The sequence below is a fragment of the Thalassospira mesophila genome (genome assembly GCF_002115755.1).
In the GTDB taxonomy this organism is placed as follows: domain Bacteria; phylum Pseudomonadota; class Alphaproteobacteria; order Rhodospirillales; family Thalassospiraceae; genus Thalassospira; species Thalassospira mesophila.
Genome location: NZ_JFKA01000003.1, coordinates 375,549 through 392,353, shown reverse-complemented (window position 1 = coordinate 392,353; position 16,805 = coordinate 375,549). Strand labels below are relative to the sequence as shown.

Here is a 16,805-nt window from a genome sequence, read left to right as displayed (position 1 = left end):
AAATAAAACACCCTTCCCGACCAAAGAGCAGATTATTGAATTTGTCGAGATGAGCCCGACGCCGGTTGGCAAGCGCGAGATTGCGCGCGCTTTTAACATCCGTGGCGCGGCCAAAATCGAACTTAAAAAGCTGCTTAAGGACCTTAAATTCGGTGGCGATGTGGTCGGTGGCCGCAAACGGTTTGACAAACCCGGTCGCCTGCCCCCGGTCGAGGTTCTGGAAATTACCGGCCTTGACGAAAATGGCGAGGTTTTGGCCCGCCCCAATGTCTGGAAAGAACCGTTTGACCCGCCGGTTATTTATGTAAAAACCACGCGCCATGGCGGCCCGAGTGCGCCCGGCATTGGCGACAAAATTTTGGCCAAGCTGCGCTATACAGGCAAAAACACCTATGATGCCAGCATCATGCGCCTTTTGGGCAGCGGACCGCAGCGTGTTTTGGGCCTTTTTCGCCCCAACGAGCGCGAAGGCCGTGTTGTGCCAACCGATCGTAAGGATAGCGGCGAAATTGTTGTGCCGCTCGACGATCATCCCGGCCTTGAAGCTGGCGCACTGGTTCTGACCGAACTTTTGCCCGGCAAACATTTTGGCCTGCGCAAAGGGCGGATTGTTGATGTTTTAGGCAATATCAACGAACCCAAATCGATCAGCCTTGTTGCCATTCATGCCCGTGGTATCCCGTTTGAATTCCCGCCCGAAGTTGAACTTCAGGCCCGTGAATCCAAGGCCACCCCGATGGCCAAGCGAACCGATTTACGGCAAATTCCGCTAGTCACGATTGACGGCGAAGACGCCCGCGACTTTGACGATGCCGTTTGGGCCGAGGCCGACACCGACCCGGAAAACCCCGGCGGCTGGCACGTAATGGTCGCGATTGCCGATGTATCCTGGTATGTGCGCCCTGACGATGCCCTGGACCGTGAAGCCATAAAACGCGGCAACAGCTGCTACTTCCCGGACCGCGTGGTGCCGATGCTGCCGTTCGAACTTTCAAACGGCTGGTGTTCGCTGGTTCCCCATGAAGACCGGGGCTGCATGGCGGTTGAAATGTGGCTAAACGCCAAGGGCCAGAAAATTCGCCATAAATTTTGCCGGGGCATGATGAATTCTGCCGCACGACTGACCTATAACCAGGTTCAGCGGGCGATGGATGGCGACCCCGACGACATCACCGGCCCGTTGGTCGACCGCGTGATCAAGCCGCTATACGGTGCCTATCATGCGTTTTTAACCGCGCGTGAAAAACGCGGGGTTCTGGAACTTGACGTTCCTGAACGCAAGATCGAGCTTAACGAACAGGGCCAGATCATTGCCGTAGCCCCCCGCGCCCGGTTTGATAGTCACAAACTGATCGAAGAGTTCATGATTGCGGCCAATGTTTGTGCCGCCGAAGAACTTGAACGGTTAAAACAGCCCTGCATGTATCGTATTCACGATGCGCCCAGCGAAGAAAAACTTGAGGCCCTGCGCGAGTTTCTTGAAGGTGCCGGGTATAAATTGCAACCCGGTCCGGTATTAAAACCGCGCGATTTCAACCATATTCTCGAACGTGCCAAAGGCACCGCCGAAGCCGAACTGATCAATACCGTGGTCTTGCGCAGCCAGTCACAGGCGATGTACAGCCCCGATAATATTGGCCATTTCGGCTTGGCTTTGAACCGCTATGCGCATTTCACATCGCCCATTCGCCGTTATGCCGACCTTTTGGTCCATCGCGCCCTAATCGCGGGCCTGCGCCTTGGCGAGGGTGCCTTGCGCCCCGAAGACGGCGAACGGTTTGAACAGCTTGGCGAAGACATTTCAGGTACTGAACGCCGCGCTGCGATGGCAGAACGCGATTCGGTTGATCGTTATGTCGCGGCTTATATGGCGGATCGTGTGGGTGCGGAATTGCCGGGGAAAATCTCGGGTGTTACGCATTTCGGGCTGTTTGTGTCGCTGCGTGAAACCGGTGCCGACGGGCTGGTACCGATCAGCACATTGCCGGATGATTATTATGTCCATGACCCGATCAAGCATTGCCTGGTCGGTGATCGACGCGGCAAAATCTTCCGCCTTGGCGATGATGTGGTGGTGCGTGTGGCCGATGCCGATGCTGCGACCGGCTCGTTGTCGCTTCGATTGGCAGAGCATGCCGATATTACCAGCCGCGATCTGATTGAACGTCCGGGTGGGAATAAACGAGGCCCCAGAAAGGGACCGCGCAGCCCCGGCGATCGCAACAATCGTCATGGGGCGAAACCGGGTTTTCGGGCCACGGCAAAACAAACGCCGGGTAAACCCGAAGGTGGCCCTGCCAGTACCGGCAAAAAGACCACCCCGAAAAAACACCGTAAAATCCGGGTTGCCAATCGCAAATCAGCGACGCAAAAACCGTCCTGATTTCAACAGGCCTGTCCCGATACCGGCACCAGACAAAACAAAACCCGCGTCACAAATGAACTGACGCGGGTTTCCATTTTTCAGGGCTTGTTTATCGAAAACCAAAATTCAATTTGGCGTTTCAGCCAAGTGTTTCAATAAACTTTGCCAGATGTTCGGCAATCTGCTTGCCACGATTGGTAATGATCGTCACGTTTGCGGGCAACCCTTCAAGGTCGGGGTGGTTGGCCTCAAAGCTGGTTAAAAGGCCCAGTGGCTTGCCTTCAAGGGTTTTCATGGCCGCCAGGGCACGTATCAGTTCAATGCCACTCAGCCCGTCCAGAACCGCTGCTGAAATAATCGCATCGGGCCGGGACTGAACAACTGTTTGAAATGCCTCGACAGCGGTGCGCGCCGTGATGGTTCGATAGCCGCGCTCGCGAAGTTCACGCTGTAAAAAATGCGCCTGTACAGCCGTTGCTGTTACAATCAGAATTTCCTGATGCCCGGCGGGGGCAACCACCCCCTCGCCCACGTTGCCTGCTGCACGGCCTGTGGTGCGCGATGGCAGCGAACGCAAGATCCGAATTTCTTCTTCCGGGGCCGGATTGGTTCCGCTTTCAATAATTTCGCGAATCCAGGTGGTAAAATCGACCAGGGACGCTGCCTGCAAATCGTCGATTTCGGTCATATCGGCAATATAGTCTTCCAGTCGGTGCGCGATTGCGCCAACCAGCGGAAACCCGAAAGACCCTGCCAGCCCTTTAACGGTATGTGCTTCGCGTCGCAATTCGGCAATGCCTGCCGATGCCTCGTCCATGTGGCCGGCCACGCGATCAATCGTGGTTTCAATCCGGTCGACACGTTCAATGGTGTCCTCGATGAAATCCTGCTTTAATCGTGCAATGATATCGTCGGCATTGTCCATGGAAGAGCTCCTGAATCTGTCGCGGGCACGAATCGAACCGTTTAAAAATGCTTGCCGTTCCCCGGCAACGGCCCGATGATATAGTCTATTAAACAATACATATACGCGCAGGCATCCGGGCGCATTAATTTTGCGGGACGAATTGCTAAAAAAACCGTCCGTCCCATATAAGATGCCACGCCCATACAGGACAGGAACGCCGCGTGATGACCACTCAAAATGACCAGAATGTCGACCAAAATCCGGGTTCATCCCGGTTTTTTACCGGATTAGGTCGGGGGTTTCGCCGCAAATGTCCAAATTGCGGCCTTGGTCTGGCGTTTAGCGGTTATCTGACCGTCCGCAAGACCTGTGAATGCTGTGCCCATGAACTTGGTGAATACCGGTGCGATGATGCGCCGCCCTACTTCACCATTCTTGTTGTTGGTCATATGGTGGTTGGTGGGGCCCTGACGCTTGAACAATCAGGCAATCCGTCGATGGCTTTGCAACTGGGCATCTGGATTCCGGTCACACTGATTTTATCACTGAGCTTGCTTCCCTTTATCAAAGGGGGCGTTTTGGGCGTACAATGGGCCATGGGCATTCGGGGTTAAGCCTGGCGGTGTTGCTCACTCCTCACAAAACCAAATCCGGTTAACCTGCCCTGTCATCGCCCAAATCTGTCCTGCCTGGCACCGTGTGGTGCTTTGGCAGGTTTTTGGGCTCATTTACCCCGTAAGTTAGCGACATTTCAGGATTAATTCGAAATATCCGTGCCGATCGGTCAGCTTTATCGTATGATCACAATGCACTACCCGTAAAATACCATCACTTTGAACTGATTTCTCGGCACAGGAAACTTAGCTGCAATGATTGAAGGGGTCCGTTACCGGTTTTTGTTTCGCCATTCCGGTGTCGTTAAATCTGCGGTTACCGCACTGGGCCTTGCCTTTTTTGTATTGCTGGCATCCTGTGCGCCGCGTTTACCCATGGCCCCCGATGATGAGTACGACACCCAAACCATTGCCGTGTTGTCGCAAGCAATAAGATTGCTGGAAAACCGCTATATCGACCCGCTGCCGCCCGAACAGCTTGCCTTCAAGGCCATCGAAGGGCTCCAGCCGCTAGACCCCGATATTAAAGTTGATCTGACCCCCGACCTGATTATAGCCCGCTATGGCAAAGACCCGATTACCCGCCTGCCCTTGCCAGCAGATACCCCGGACGACGATGCAAACAATAACAGTGCCAATGTCTGGGCATCGCTGGTGATGGATTGTGTGCGCGCCTATCGGGTTTATTCGCCAGCCTTGCGCCAGGTCAGCGCACTTGATCTGCAATCATACCTGATCAGCGGTGCCATTGACGGGCTTGATCCCTATAGCCGGTATGAAAACCCTAACCGCGCCGCAATATCGCGTGATCGCCGCGAGGGATATATTGGCATCGGTGTCGATGTCATTGCCGGGTCGGGATATCCGGTGATTAAAAAAATCACCGAAAACAGCCCGGCCACACAATATGGCCTTCATCCCGGCGACCAGATCGTCAGCGTGGACGGCACCGACCTTTACAATCGCAGCCGTCTGGATGTTTCCCAACAGTTAAAAGGCGCCCCTGAAACGATTGCCCAGCTGGAAATCAACCCCACCGGGTCTAACATGGTGCGCGCGGTTTCGGTGCCGCGTGCCCGCATCATTGCCCGCACTGTATTTCCCGAAATTCGCCACAACGCCCTGATTATCGAGGTCAGCAGTTTTAACAACGATACTGCCGACGAAATTGATCAGGCCATCCACGATGCCCGGATATGGAGCAACGGCCCCCTGCAAGGCATTATCATGGATTTGCGGGGCAACCGCGGCGGCTTGCTTAACCAGGGGGTTTCTGTGGCCGACGCGTTTTTAACCAGCGGCCCGATTGGCACGACGATAACCCGCGTTCCGGCGGCAAAGCATATTTTCACATCCGATGCCCGCGATGTGACCCACGGCCTGCCGCTGGTTGTTTTAATCAACGGGCGCACTGCATCGTCGGCAGAGCTGGTGGCAGCCGCACTGCAAGACCGCGCGCGCGCGGTGCTGGTGGGATCAACCAGTTTTGGCAAAGGGGCCGTGCAGGCTATTAATGATCTGGCCAACCATGGCACCATCACATTTACCTGGTCCCGACTGGTCGCACCGTCAGGATACACATTTGACCGCATCGGCCTTCACCCGGCCATCTGCACATCGAAAGCCGCCGATATTTCGCCCCGGCAACTGGTTTTAGACAGCCAGAAACAAACCGGGCAGTTATCGGCCATAATGGCGGCATGGCGGCAGGTTAATTTTCTTGATGAATCGACACGCCATAAATTGCGAAATACCTGCCCGCCAAGCTATGATGCAGATAAATTCGACATCGATGTTGCCCTCGCACTTATCGAAAACCCGGTCGCATATGGCTATTTTCGCCAGCAAACTGCGCTCGAAATTGCCGGTATGCCAACAAACCGCTAAAAAAGCAGAAATTTGGTCCAATATAGGTTGACAGACGGGTGATAATCTTTATGTTCCGCCGCCTAGGACACACCTGAATACAGGATGCAGAGATATGGCGAAGCCCGCTTCGATCCTCGTTAAGTTGGTAAGCACCGCAGATACCGGTTACTTCTACGTTGTGAAGAAGAACCCGCGGAATACCACCGAGAAATTCTCATTTCGCAAATACGACCCGGTCGTGCGCAAGCATGTCGAGTTTAAAGAAGCGAAAATGAAGTAATCAGTCTGTCCCTCACGGGGCAACTGGATTACCGGAATTTAAAAAGACGTGATTCATTTATGGATCGCGTCTTTTTTTTGTTTGCTGATCCGGAAACGGGATTGGCACCGGCACGGAGGTCGCACCGGCATCTTCGTCAATCAGCGGGGGCCTCATCGGAAAATGATTTGAACCCGGCAATTGCCAGCATTAACCATCCGGCCATAAAGCTGATGCCACCCAGCGGGGCAACCATGCCAAAGGCCTTAACGCCGCTAAACGCGATCGCATAAAGCGAGCCACAAAACAGCACCGTCCCCAGCAAAAATGCTGCATTCGCCAGGCTCAGCAACCGAATGGAGGGACGAAACAATGCCAATGCCGCGACAGCAACAATAACAACCGCATGAATTAATTGATAATGCGCGCCCTTTTCCACCAGTTCACGGGCATAGGACATTTCCTCGCCTGCCATGCCATGGGTGGCAAAGGCCCCCAATGCCACGGCGCACATCCCGCTGATCCCCGCCAGCCCAATCGACATTCTCATTTCAAAATTGCCCTTCTGTCATTTCGAAGCCCATCCTAAAACCGTTTATGAAAAACATGAACCTTTTGATGCGCCTGCCGCGATAATTGCACCGATGATCGCCAAAAATCAGACACATGGCCATAAGACACAACAGCGTGCTGCCGCCGGTGCCCCCGGCAACCGCCCCGTCAGACAGGGCCATCAGACATAAAAAAATGGCCGCACCAAACGGCGCGGCCAGTATGTTTTCTCTTGGGGGAGATGTGCCACGATCTATCGACCGGACACTGATAACATAAAATCCCCGATGCCATTTCGGCTGTGACAGCCATCACAAGCAGCACAATTTTTTGCCTTTGCGCAAAACCGCATCCCGGAGCTAAACATTTAACCAACGGCACTGCCCAGCAAGGCTTCAAGCTGGTCGATATCGGGGATGACAAGGCTGTCCCCCTTTTTCAGGACAATGCCCTGTCTGGCAAGGCTGCCAAACACGCGCGCCACGGTTTCGCGCGAGGTGCTAACCTTGCCTGCAAGGTCGGAATGAACCGGGACCGGCGCAATAATCGCCTGCCCGTCGTCCGTCACCACGCTTTGTGCCAGCCGGAAAATTTCGGCAATCACCCGCTCGTTTGCACCCAGCGTGCTGACATCCACAATCCTTCGGGTCGATGCGCGAACAATCCGGGCAAGTTCACGAATAACCCGCCAGGCCACGGTTGGATGGTTTTTGATCACGGTTTCAAAGCTGGCCGGGTTCATCATACCAACTTCGGTTAACCCCTTTGCCAGCACACAAGCCGACCTTGGTTCGCCGTCTATCGCGGCGAGATGGCCGACACAGCCGCCAACGCCGATTTCTTCCAATGTGACTTCCCGACCCGAGACCGAATAATTAACCACCCGCACGCCCCCCGAAAGGATCAGGAAAACATCGCTGCTATCCCCTTCGGATTCGATAATTTCCGACCCGCCTTGAAATACCCGTCGCCGAACGTGCTTTTCCACATCCGCCAGCGCCGCGTCGTCAAGGTCTGATAATATCCCGACAACACCAAGCTTAACCATCTGCCCCCGGCCTTTTGACCTGCAACCAAAACCGCCATGAACACCCGTCATACCGATGGTTGCTTTTATATTTTTTGTTGTTCCCCTACGATCATAGGCAATGCACCGGTTCGCCGCAATCATATCTGATGTGATACGGGATGCAGCGCGCGATGATACATGCTAAACTATGCATATAACCATTCTGGCAATCTTCATTGCACGTACCAAACGGGCAACGGGTGCCTTTTAAACAAACCCGGTACCGGTATGGGATTGCAGCACGCCCCGGCAGAAGCCGCCGGTTTGGTTAAACCGATTTTTGTAAAATGCCCGGCCCCCCGGCATCTCGCCCCCGGACACCGCCTGAATTTACCTGAAACAACAGCGTAAGGAGGCCTCCATGCGACCAGAACTGGAAATTTTTCGCCGCAGCCCCACCGGTCCGCGTTTGTGTTCACACCCGATTGTTCTGGTGCATGGCGCCTTTACCGGTGCCTGGTGCTGGAACGAGCATTTCCTCGGCTATTTTGCCGATATGGGTTTTGAAACCATATCCTTTTCCCTGCGCGGGCATGGTGGATCGGGCGGGCGCGATTTTCGCAGCCTGGCCTCGATCGACGATTACGTCGAGGATCTCGAAGCCGTGGTCGCAACGCTGGACCAACTCCCTGTTCTGGTCGGGCATTCGATGGGCGGATATGTCATTCAGAAATACCTCGAAAAACATCCTGCCCGTGCTGCGATCCTGATGGCATCGGTACCGCCCGAAGGATTGCTCGCCAGCAATGCCATGATGGCCTTTTCCCAGCCCGATCTGTTTTTGCAGATGTTCTGGCTCCAGGCCATCGGCCCGCACACCCTGCTGCGCGACCGGCTGGGCCGTGCCATGTTGTCGCCCGACATCGCATCGGATGAAGGCATGATTTATTTTGGCCGCCTCGAAACCGAAAGCCATCGCGCCCTGATGGACATGGCCGGGGCTAACCCTGTTTTCCTCTCTCCGCTTGATGCCCCGCCAATGCTGGTTGTCGGCGCGCGCAATGACGAAATTGTCCCCAGTGAAATCGTGCATCGCATGGCCACCCGTTACGGTGCCGACTGCATCATGGTCGATCATATCGCCCATGCCATGATGCTTGATACCCACTGGCAAAAGGTCGCCGACGCGGTTCTGGGCTGGATGGAAAAGAACCTGGCCGACAAAACCGAAAAATCCGGAAAACAAAGTGCCGCCTAGCCGCCCTCGCGCGGGCCGAACAGACACTCGGATCAGCCAGAACGATGGCGAAACCTCCAATCCCCCTGCCAACAAAACGGGACGCAACATCGCACATGTTCGTCCCGTTTTAGCTGAACCCGGATCCATTTCATGCGCGCAGGACGCGATTGTTTTCTTTCCAAAACCGGACTTTTCTGAAACCATCAACCGCCTGTAGTCATCCACCAAATCGCAAAAGACTGGAAGCCATGACAGGAAAAATCCCCCCGGCAGTTGCCCCGGCATCCGCGAAAACTGCCACACTATTCCCCCTTCCTTTCGGTGTTGCTGGCAAATTCCATTGCCATGCGCCCCGTTTCCACCACGCCGCGATGCCGTATATGGCCATTGCCGCCGTGCTTGCCACGCTGGCAAGCCCGCAATTCGCACACGCCCAGCAGGCAACCGATGCCATCGCACCAGAAAGCGGCATGACCACCAGCGAAACCCGCCCGGCGGTTAAATCACAAAACTGGATGATCAGTGCGGCCAATCCGCTCGCCGCACAGGCCGGTGCCGATGTGCTGCGCCGGGGTGGCAACGCCATTGATGCCATGGTCGCCGTGCAGGCGATGCTGGGGCTGGTCGAGCCGCAATCGTCGGGCCTGGGCGGTGGGTCGTTCATGGTTTATTACGATGCGGCACATCAAAAACTGACAACGATGGACGCGCGCGAAACCGCACCGATGGCCGCAGATGAAAATCTGTTCATGGGGGCCAACGGCGAACCGATGAAATTTTATGACGCCGTTGTTGGCGGGCGGTCGGTTGGCACACCGGGCACGCCGATGTTACTGGAAAAGGCCCATCAAAAATGGGGTCAAATGGCATGGCCCAACCTGTTTGAAATGGCAATTGACCGCGCCGACAAGGGCTTTTTGATCAGCCCGCGTTTGGCCGAACTGATCGTGGAAGACGGCGGCAAACTTAAAAAAGACCCCGAAGCGGCAGCCTATTTCCTTGATGCCAATGGCATCCCGCTTCCTGCCGGAAAACTGCTTAAAAACCCCGACTATGCCAATACCTTGCGCACCCTGGCCCAAGGCGGTGCCGATGCGTTTTACAATGGCCCGATTGCCGATGCGATTGTTAAAAAGGTGCAAGGGGCGTCTTGGAACCCCGGCTTGCTCTCGCAAAGTGATTTGTCGGCCTATGACGTAAAGGAACGCGATCCGGTTTGTGCGCTGTATCGGGGCTATGATGTGTGCGGCATGGGCCCGCCTTCATCGGGTGCGCTGACCATTGGCCAAATTCTGGGTATGATCGAACCTTACGACATTGCCAAATTCGGCCCCTACTCTGCCAAAAGCTGGCGGCTGATTGGCGATGCTTCACGCCTCGCCTTTGCCGATCGCGGGCGTTATATGGCGGATAGCGATTTTGTCCCGATGAACCTCAAGGGTCTTGTCGATCCCGGCTATCTCGCCCAGCGTGCCCGCCTGCTTTCCGGTGGCCTTGCCCTGCCCGCCGACAAAGTTCAGCCGGGCAACCCGCCGCAAATTCACGCGGCCAACTGGGGCGAGGACAATGCCATCGAATTCCCCTGCACCAGCCATTTTTCAATTGTCGATTCCTGGGGCAATGTGGTGTCGATGACCACCACCATCGAAAACGGTTTTGGCTCCCGCCTGATGACAAACGGGTTCTTGCTCAATAACGAAATGACCGATTTTTCGTTTAAACCGACCGATGCCAAGGGCATGCCGGTTGCCAACCGGGTGGAACCGGGCAAACGCCCGCGGTCCTCGATGGCACCCACCATTGTTATGCAAGGCAACCAGCCGGTTATTGCCACCGGCTCGCCGGGCGGCAGCCGCATTATCGGCTATGTCGCGCAATCGGTTATCGCCATGATCGACTGGGGGATGGACCCGCAACAGGCCGCTGCCATGCCGCATCTGCTTAACCGGTTTGGCACATTTGATATCGAGGCAGGCACACAGGCCGAGGCACTGGCCCCGAAATTAAAAGCCGCCGGGTTCGATACCAAAATAACCGATCTTAATTCCGGCCTGCATATCATTAAAATCGGCCCTGACGGCCTTACCGGCGGAGCAGACCCACGCCGCGAAGGCATTGTGATTGGTCAGTAAAAACGAACACGCTTCCACCCCCAACCTATAAACAAAAACGGGCCCCTTGCGGCCCGTTTTTCAATACATATGCAATCACGCAAAACCGGCAATCACAGCCAGCTTTTCAGCAAATCATATAAATCATGATGGCCGTTGGCGACGTAATGCGCACCGTTATCACGCAAAAACTCACCCGGCGTTTCACCCACCAGCCCGATTGTAGTGGCCCCGCTGGCAACACCGGCGCGAACGCCGCTAATGCTGTCATCAATCACAATGCAGTCGTTAATATCAACCCCCAACCGGCTGGCTGCCAAATGGTACACATCAGGGGCGGGTTTGGCATTTGGCACATCGCGGGCCGAACAAATCCGCCCGGTAAAACGGTCTAACAACCCGACCTTGCCCAGCGATACATCCATCTTGTCATGCGGGCCATTGCTGCCAATCGCCATCGGGATGCTGGCAGCGTCGAGCATATCAAGAATATCGTCAATCCGCTCAAACGGTTCCATGTCATTGCGCAGGGCTTCGAACGTGCGCGCATAACATTCAGCGGTCCAGTTATCGGGCAACGTCACACCATACATCTCGGTCATTTTCGGACCGATCATGGCAAGGGTGCCGCCTAAAAACAGCTTGTGGGTCATGTCTTCGGTAACAGGGCAGCCATATTCGTTTAGCAGCTTTACCAGTACCGCATTGCCAAGGTTTTCGGTATCAACCAGCACCCCGTCGCAATCAAACAGCACAGCACCGACTTTGGGCTTTACAACAACCTGATCCATTATGCTTTCACCAGATCAGACCAACGGTTTTCGTCATAACCCACCGTGCGCACCGCGCCAAAATCGACCACCGGGCGCTTGATCACGGTCGGGTTATCGGCCAGCACCTTTGCCGCTGCCAGATCATCGTTTTCAAGCAACGCCTTGTCGGCATCCGAAAGGTTGCGATAGCTCGGCCCGCGTTTATTAACCAGCATCTTGCCGCCAATCTCGCCCAGCCACATCACCACCAGCGACGGGTCCAGTCCATCCACACGGAAATCATGGAACTTTGCCTCAACACCCTGCCCGGCAAACCACTTCAGCGATTTGCGCACCGTGTCGCAATTTTTAATGCCGTAAACCGTAATCATAAAAACAATCCTGTCTGCCCGATATGTGCAAAGCTGCCATGTCATCCTGCCTGAATTCAGACATTTGCACCATAATCCAAGACACTATATAAAGACCGTGCCGACACTACGGCAACCCCAAGGATTAAAACCACTTCAGGAACAGGATGGCATGACTGTCAACCGGCGTATTTCTATTGCCCCGATGATGGACTGGACAGACCGGCATGATCGCTTTTTTCTTCGGCTGATCAGCCGCCATGCCCTGCTTTATACCGAAATGGTCACAACCGGTGCCCTCATCCATGGCGATGCCCACCGGCATTTACGTTATAACGATGGCGAACATCCGGTGGCACTGCAGCTTGGCGGCAGCAACCCCGATGATCTGGCGCGCGCCTGCGACATTGCCAATGCCTATAACTATGACGAAATTAACCTTAATTGCGGTTGCCCGTCTGACCGGGTGCAAAACGGGGCTTTTGGTGCCTGTTTAATGGCGCAGCCCGATACGGTGGCAAATTGTATTCGGGCAATGGCGGCGGCATCAAATGCGCCAGTCACGGTTAAAAACCGCATCGGGATTGATGATCAGGAAGATTACCCGTCGTTAAAACGCTTTGTTGAAACCGTTGCCAATGCAGGCTGTAAAACCTTTATCGTTCATGCGCGCAAGGCGTGGCTAAACGGATTAAGCCCCAAGGAAAACCGCGAAGTTCCGCCGCTTAAATATGATCTGGTTTATCAGCTAAAGCAGGATCTGCCGGAGCTTGAGATCATCATTAATGGTGGCATCAAAACGCTGGATGAAACCGAAATGCATCTGGCCCATGTCGATGGCGTCATGATTGGGCGGGAAGCCTATCAGAACCCCTATATTCTGGCCGATATTGACCGGCGTTTTTATAATGATGCCACCACCCCGCGCACCCGCATACAGGTGGTTGAAGATATGCTGCCTTATATTGACGCGCATTTAGCGGAGCCCAACGGCATGCTGGGCCATGTCACCCGGCATATTCTGGGGCTGTTTCAGGGCCTGCGCGGGGCCAAACAATGGCGCCGTTACATCAGCGAAAATGCCCATCGCAAGAATGCCGGAACCGACATTGTGCGCGCCGCACTGGCCCGGGTCAGTGACATCAGCAATAGTGATGAAGACCGCACCGCCAGCAACGAAGCCCTGCGCGCATGACAAAACCGGTTGCCCCACAAGGCGGCAGCAAACCTGCCGACAAGCCGTGGTTCGACCCTGCCGCCCCCTTTATTCGCCAATCATCGCACAATAACGACGTTGCCATTATTGGCGGCGGCATTGCCGGGGCATCGTGTTGCCATACGTTAAACCAGCTTGGCATTGGCACCACCCTGTTTGAACAAAATGATACACTGGCACAAGGGGCTTCGGGCAACCCGATTGGGATGTTAGAGCCTTATGTGACAGCCGATAACAGCCTGTCGGGCCAGTTTTACGAAGCCGGATACCAGCATAGCAGCAACCTTGTGCGGCGGCTTTTGGCCGAGGGCAAAGATGTTGAGGCGGCATTTTGCGGGGTTTTGTCCCTGCCTGCCAATCCGCGTGATGCCACCCGCCAACAGGCGATCCTTGAACGCTTGTCACTTGCCCCAAAGGTGGATGGCGCAACGGCGGTTCAACCCCTTGACCAAAAATCCGCCAGTGATGTACTGGGCTTAACTGTTCCCACCGGCGGGCTGTTTTACCAAGATGCAGGCTGGGTTAATCCGCCGTCACTGTGCAAGCTATTGGCCGAACAGGCAACCATCCAGCAGGGCATTCAAATTGCCCGTATCACGCCCCTTCAAGGCAGTGGCGCGCGCCTGCATAACCCGCAAGGGTCGCTTGTTGGCGATTTTGGGGCCATCATTATCGCCGGGGCGATGGAAACCGCACATTTTGCCCAAACCACCTGGATGCGCGATTACATGATCGCCCTGCGTGGGCAAATATCATGGTTTTCCAAGAATGTACTAGGTGATTTAAATGTAAATTGTGTGTTGAGCCACAAGGGATATTTAACCCCGGAACGGGCAGGAATGCATGTTTTTGGCGCAACATTTGACCGCCATGCCAACAATACCGACATTACCGAAAACGACCATGCCGCCAACATCGCCCAACTGGCCCTTGCCGTGCCCGACCTTGCCGCAAGGTTACATCCGGGCGCACTTGGCGGGCGCGCCGGGCTGCGTACAACAACACCGGACCATCTTCCCATGATTGGCCCGGCACCGGATTATGACGCTTACCTTGCTGCCTATCCCGACCTTGATAAAGGCCGTTATTACGCGCGATATTGCAGTGCGCCTTACCATAAAGACGTGTATGTCTGTACCGGGTTTGGTGCGCGTGGCATGATCGGCGCGCCGCTGGCAGCAAGCATGATTGCCAGCCAGATCGCCGGTCACAAACACAGCTTGCCGCCCCTTGTGCAAGAGGCCCTGCACCCTGCCCGTTATATTGTTCGAGCCATCAAACGCGGACTTCTTGCCCCATGACACACAACGCCGATGCCACCCGCAAACAAACCGCCATCATACTGGGCCTGTTTTTTGTCGGGCTGTTTTTAATACAGGGCGTGTTTTTGCCCTATTGGCCGGTATGGCTTAAGGGGCACGGGTTAAGCGGCGGGGAAATTGGCATTTTGTTATCGCTGCCAAACTGGATCCGCATTTTTGCCGACCCGTTAATTGCGCAGCAGGCCGATCGATCTGGCAACCGCAAAACCCCCATGATCATTCTGGCCGGGATTTATATCCTGACCATCATCGCCTTTGGCTTTGCCGATGATTTCTGGTTTTTGCTGGGTCTGTCCGCCATCATCGGGTTCAGCTTTGCGCCTTTGCTGCCACTTGGCACCACCATTACGGTCCATGAATGTAAACGCCAGGATCTTGATTATGGCCGGGTGCGGCTATGGGGCTCGCTGGCGTTTATTGGCGCGTCCTACGGCGCGGGCTGGGTGCTGGACGCTACGGGCAACAATGCCATTATCTGGATGCTGTGTGCGGCGGGTATTGTTAATTTCGTCATCATCACGCAAATGCCCAACCCGCAAACCGACCGCCCACTTCGCAGTGGCTCGTCGATCATGTTTTTGCTGAAATGCCCGACATTTCTGATTTATCTGGGCTGCATTTGTTTTGCCCAGGCCAGCCACGGTACCTATTACGGTTTTGCCTCGGTCCATTGGGAAGATGTTGGTTTTTCACACGATGTGATTGGCCTGTTTTGGGCCACCGGTGTGGCCGCTGAAATTGTTTTGTTTGCGCTGGCGGGCAAATATATGCGCGCCTATCACCCTGGCCTGTTATTTGCCGTTGGTGCGCTGGGCGGCATTGTCCGTTGGGCGGTTTTGGGCATGACCGATAATTTCTGGCTGATCTTGCTGGTGCAACCGCTTCACGCCCTTACATTTGGCATTACACATCTTGCCGCCATCGGCTTTATTGCCCGTGCCGTACCATCGCAAATTGCCACCTCGGCGCAAAGCCTAATGGCAACCTTGTCGATGGGGTTGTTTCTGGGCGGGTCGATCTGGGCATCGGGGCCGATATTTGAAAATATCGGATCAAACACCTATTTCCTGATGGTGGTGTTTTCGGCAATATCGTTTTTGTTTGCCCTGTGGTTGCGTCGCCGCTGGCAAGAAGGACAAACCATTCCTATATAGCCGCCGTTTGATAATGCCTGCATTTTTGATTACGCAATAACCCTGCGTGATGGCTCCGGAGGGTGATTGCCCTTTGCCATTTGGGCAAAACCGGATAGAAATCTGTTCATCATCTGCCGATTTTTCGCCATTGCACGCCCATAAAGGACGATAATGACCGACCTTCCCTTTGCCAAAAAACTGCGTCGCTGGAAATTGGGGCTTAAAACCCTGTTTGGCAAAGAACCGGCGGGTTATTTCATCCCTTATCGCTATGCCGCCCAAACCCGGCGCGCCGTTGGCCGCCCGCATTATACCGCCCTGGAACAGCAATTTTCGCAGCATCGCGGCGATATGAAAGCATGGCTGTTAAAAGCCGAGCTTTATCGCGATGCCCTTGTCGGGTTTAATCAGGCAACCCCGCCCGACCCGCGCTGGGAACAGGGCTGGTTTCCCGGCATGGACGGCATGATGGCCTATGTCATCACGCGTGAAACCAAACCCAAACGCGTTGTCGAAGTGGGCTCGGGCCACAGCACGCGCTTTTTCTATCGCGCGGTGCTTGATGAAGGGCTTGATACCGATATTTCAACCATCGACCCTGCCCCGCGTGCCGACATTGCCCAATTGCCGATCACGATCCATAAAAAGATCGTTCAGCAGGTGCCGATGTCGGTTTTTGCCGATTTGCTGCCCGGCGACATTCTGTCAATCGACAGCAGCCATATCCTGATGCCGGGCACCGATGTGGATATGCTGTTTTCCAATGTCCTGCCCATTCTGCCCGCCGGGGTGATTATTCATATCCATGACATATGCCTGCCCAACGATTATCCGTCGGCATGGCAATGGCGCGGCTATAACGAACAACAGGGCGTTGCGGCCCTTTTGGCGGGCAATGGCTTTGAAATTATGTGGTCATCGGCCTTTGCCAACAATTTCATGAAAGACAGTGTTACGGCATCTATCGCCAATGACCTGCCTTTGATCGATGGCAGCATCGAAACCAGCCTGTGGCTGCGCAAGAAATAACAATGCGGCGCCACCCCCCCGACCAAAGCCTGTTACCCCGGGGCAATCGCCCC

The 16,805-nt window shown here is 54.9% G+C and carries 15 protein-coding genes; 10 read left to right on the top strand and 5 right to left on the bottom strand.

Features of this window, described 5'->3' with window-relative positions; genetic code table 11:
• The first annotated feature begins 49 nt into the window (after nucleotides 1–49).
• Nucleotides 50–2,383 (top strand): ribonuclease R, encoded by a 2,334-nt coding sequence (gene rnr / locus TMES_RS09715; protein WP_425444051.1) that lies wholly within the window; start codon nucleotides 50–52, stop codon nucleotides 2,381–2,383.
• A gap of 121 nt (nucleotides 2,384–2,504) precedes the next feature.
• Here rnr and TMES_RS09710 read toward each other — a convergent pair whose 3' ends face one another.
• On the bottom strand, nucleotides 2,505–3,290 hold the full coding sequence (locus tag TMES_RS09710) for an Hpt domain-containing protein (protein WP_085581881.1): 786 nt from the start codon (nucleotides 3,288–3,290) through the stop codon (nucleotides 2,505–2,507).
• A 206-nt stretch (nucleotides 3,291–3,496) separates the two neighbouring features.
• On the opposite strand from TMES_RS09710, the gene TMES_RS09705 reads away from it, so the two are divergent.
• From TMES_RS09705 to rpmG, 3 genes are all read left to right on the top strand, one after another.
• Nucleotides 3,497–3,886 (top strand): DUF983 domain-containing protein, encoded by a 390-nt coding sequence (locus TMES_RS09705; RefSeq protein ID WP_085581879.1) that lies wholly within the window; start codon nucleotides 3,497–3,499, stop codon nucleotides 3,884–3,886.
• A gap of 255 nt (nucleotides 3,887–4,141) precedes the next feature.
• Entirely contained in the window at nucleotides 4,142–5,773 is a 1,632-nt protein-coding gene (locus TMES_RS09700; protein WP_085581877.1) for a S41 family peptidase, read from the top strand.
• Nucleotides 5,774–5,867: 94 nt separating this feature from the next.
• Nucleotides 5,868–6,035 (top strand): 50S ribosomal protein L33, encoded by a 168-nt coding sequence (rpmG, locus tag TMES_RS09695; RefSeq protein ID WP_007089918.1) that lies wholly within the window; start codon nucleotides 5,868–5,870, stop codon nucleotides 6,033–6,035.
• Between the two features lie 136 nt (nucleotides 6,036–6,171).
• Here the strand turns inward: rpmG and TMES_RS09690 are convergent, their stop codons facing one another.
• On the bottom strand, nucleotides 6,172–6,564 hold the full coding sequence (locus tag TMES_RS09690; RefSeq protein WP_085581875.1) for a DUF423 domain-containing protein: 393 nt from the start codon (nucleotides 6,562–6,564) through the stop codon (nucleotides 6,172–6,174).
• Between the two features lie 369 nt (nucleotides 6,565–6,933).
• On the bottom strand, nucleotides 6,934–7,614 hold the full coding sequence (locus TMES_RS09680) for a Crp/Fnr family transcriptional regulator (protein WP_085581871.1): 681 nt from the start codon (nucleotides 7,612–7,614) through the stop codon (nucleotides 6,934–6,936).
• A gap of 382 nt (nucleotides 7,615–7,996) precedes the next feature.
• Here TMES_RS09680 and TMES_RS09675 point away from each other — a divergent pair, with 382 nt between their 5' ends.
• Both TMES_RS09675 and ggt read left to right on the top strand, forming a co-directional pair.
• On the top strand, nucleotides 7,997–8,833 hold the full coding sequence (locus tag TMES_RS09675) for an alpha/beta hydrolase (RefSeq protein ID WP_085581869.1): 837 nt from the start codon (nucleotides 7,997–7,999) through the stop codon (nucleotides 8,831–8,833).
• Between the two features lie 230 nt (nucleotides 8,834–9,063).
• Nucleotides 9,064–10,947 carry a gamma-glutamyltransferase gene (gene ggt, locus TMES_RS09670; protein WP_245835315.1) on the top strand — a complete coding sequence of 628 codons (1,884 nt, stop codon included), beginning with the start codon at nucleotides 9,064–9,066 and terminating at the stop codon, nucleotides 10,945–10,947.
• 92 nt (nucleotides 10,948–11,039) lie between these two features.
• Here ggt and TMES_RS09665 read toward each other — a convergent pair whose 3' ends face one another.
• Nucleotides 11,040–11,717, bottom strand: coding sequence for an HAD family hydrolase (locus tag TMES_RS09665; RefSeq protein ID WP_085581867.1), 678 nt, complete (start codon nucleotides 11,715–11,717; stop codon nucleotides 11,040–11,042).
• Entirely contained in the window at nucleotides 11,717–12,070 is a 354-nt protein-coding gene (locus TMES_RS09660; RefSeq protein ID WP_085581865.1) for an ArsC/Spx/MgsR family protein, read from the bottom strand. Before TMES_RS09660 ends, TMES_RS09665 begins: the two co-directional genes overlap by 1 nt.
• 151 nt (nucleotides 12,071–12,221) lie before the next feature.
• Between TMES_RS09660 and dusA the strand changes: the two genes are divergently transcribed.
• From dusA to TMES_RS09640, 4 genes are all read left to right on the top strand, one after another.
• On the top strand, nucleotides 12,222–13,244 hold the full coding sequence (gene dusA, locus TMES_RS09655) for a tRNA dihydrouridine(20/20a) synthase DusA (protein ID WP_085581863.1): 1,023 nt from the start codon (nucleotides 12,222–12,224) through the stop codon (nucleotides 13,242–13,244).
• Nucleotides 13,241–14,566: an FAD-dependent 5-carboxymethylaminomethyl-2-thiouridine(34) oxidoreductase MnmC1 gene (gene mnmC1 / locus TMES_RS09650; RefSeq protein ID WP_085581861.1), complete on the top strand. Its 1,326-nt coding sequence runs from the start codon at nucleotides 13,241–13,243 to the stop codon at nucleotides 14,564–14,566. Before dusA ends, mnmC1 begins: the two co-directional genes overlap by 4 nt.
• Nucleotides 14,563–15,741, top strand: coding sequence for an MFS transporter (locus TMES_RS09645; protein ID WP_085581859.1), 1,179 nt, complete (start codon nucleotides 14,563–14,565; stop codon nucleotides 15,739–15,741). The genes mnmC1 and TMES_RS09645 overlap by 4 nt, the downstream gene beginning before the upstream one ends.
• A 153-nt stretch (nucleotides 15,742–15,894) precedes the next feature.
• Nucleotides 15,895–16,752, top strand: coding sequence for a class I SAM-dependent methyltransferase (locus TMES_RS09640; protein WP_085581857.1), 858 nt, complete (start codon nucleotides 15,895–15,897; stop codon nucleotides 16,750–16,752).
• Nucleotides 16,753–16,805 lie beyond the last annotated feature (53 nt).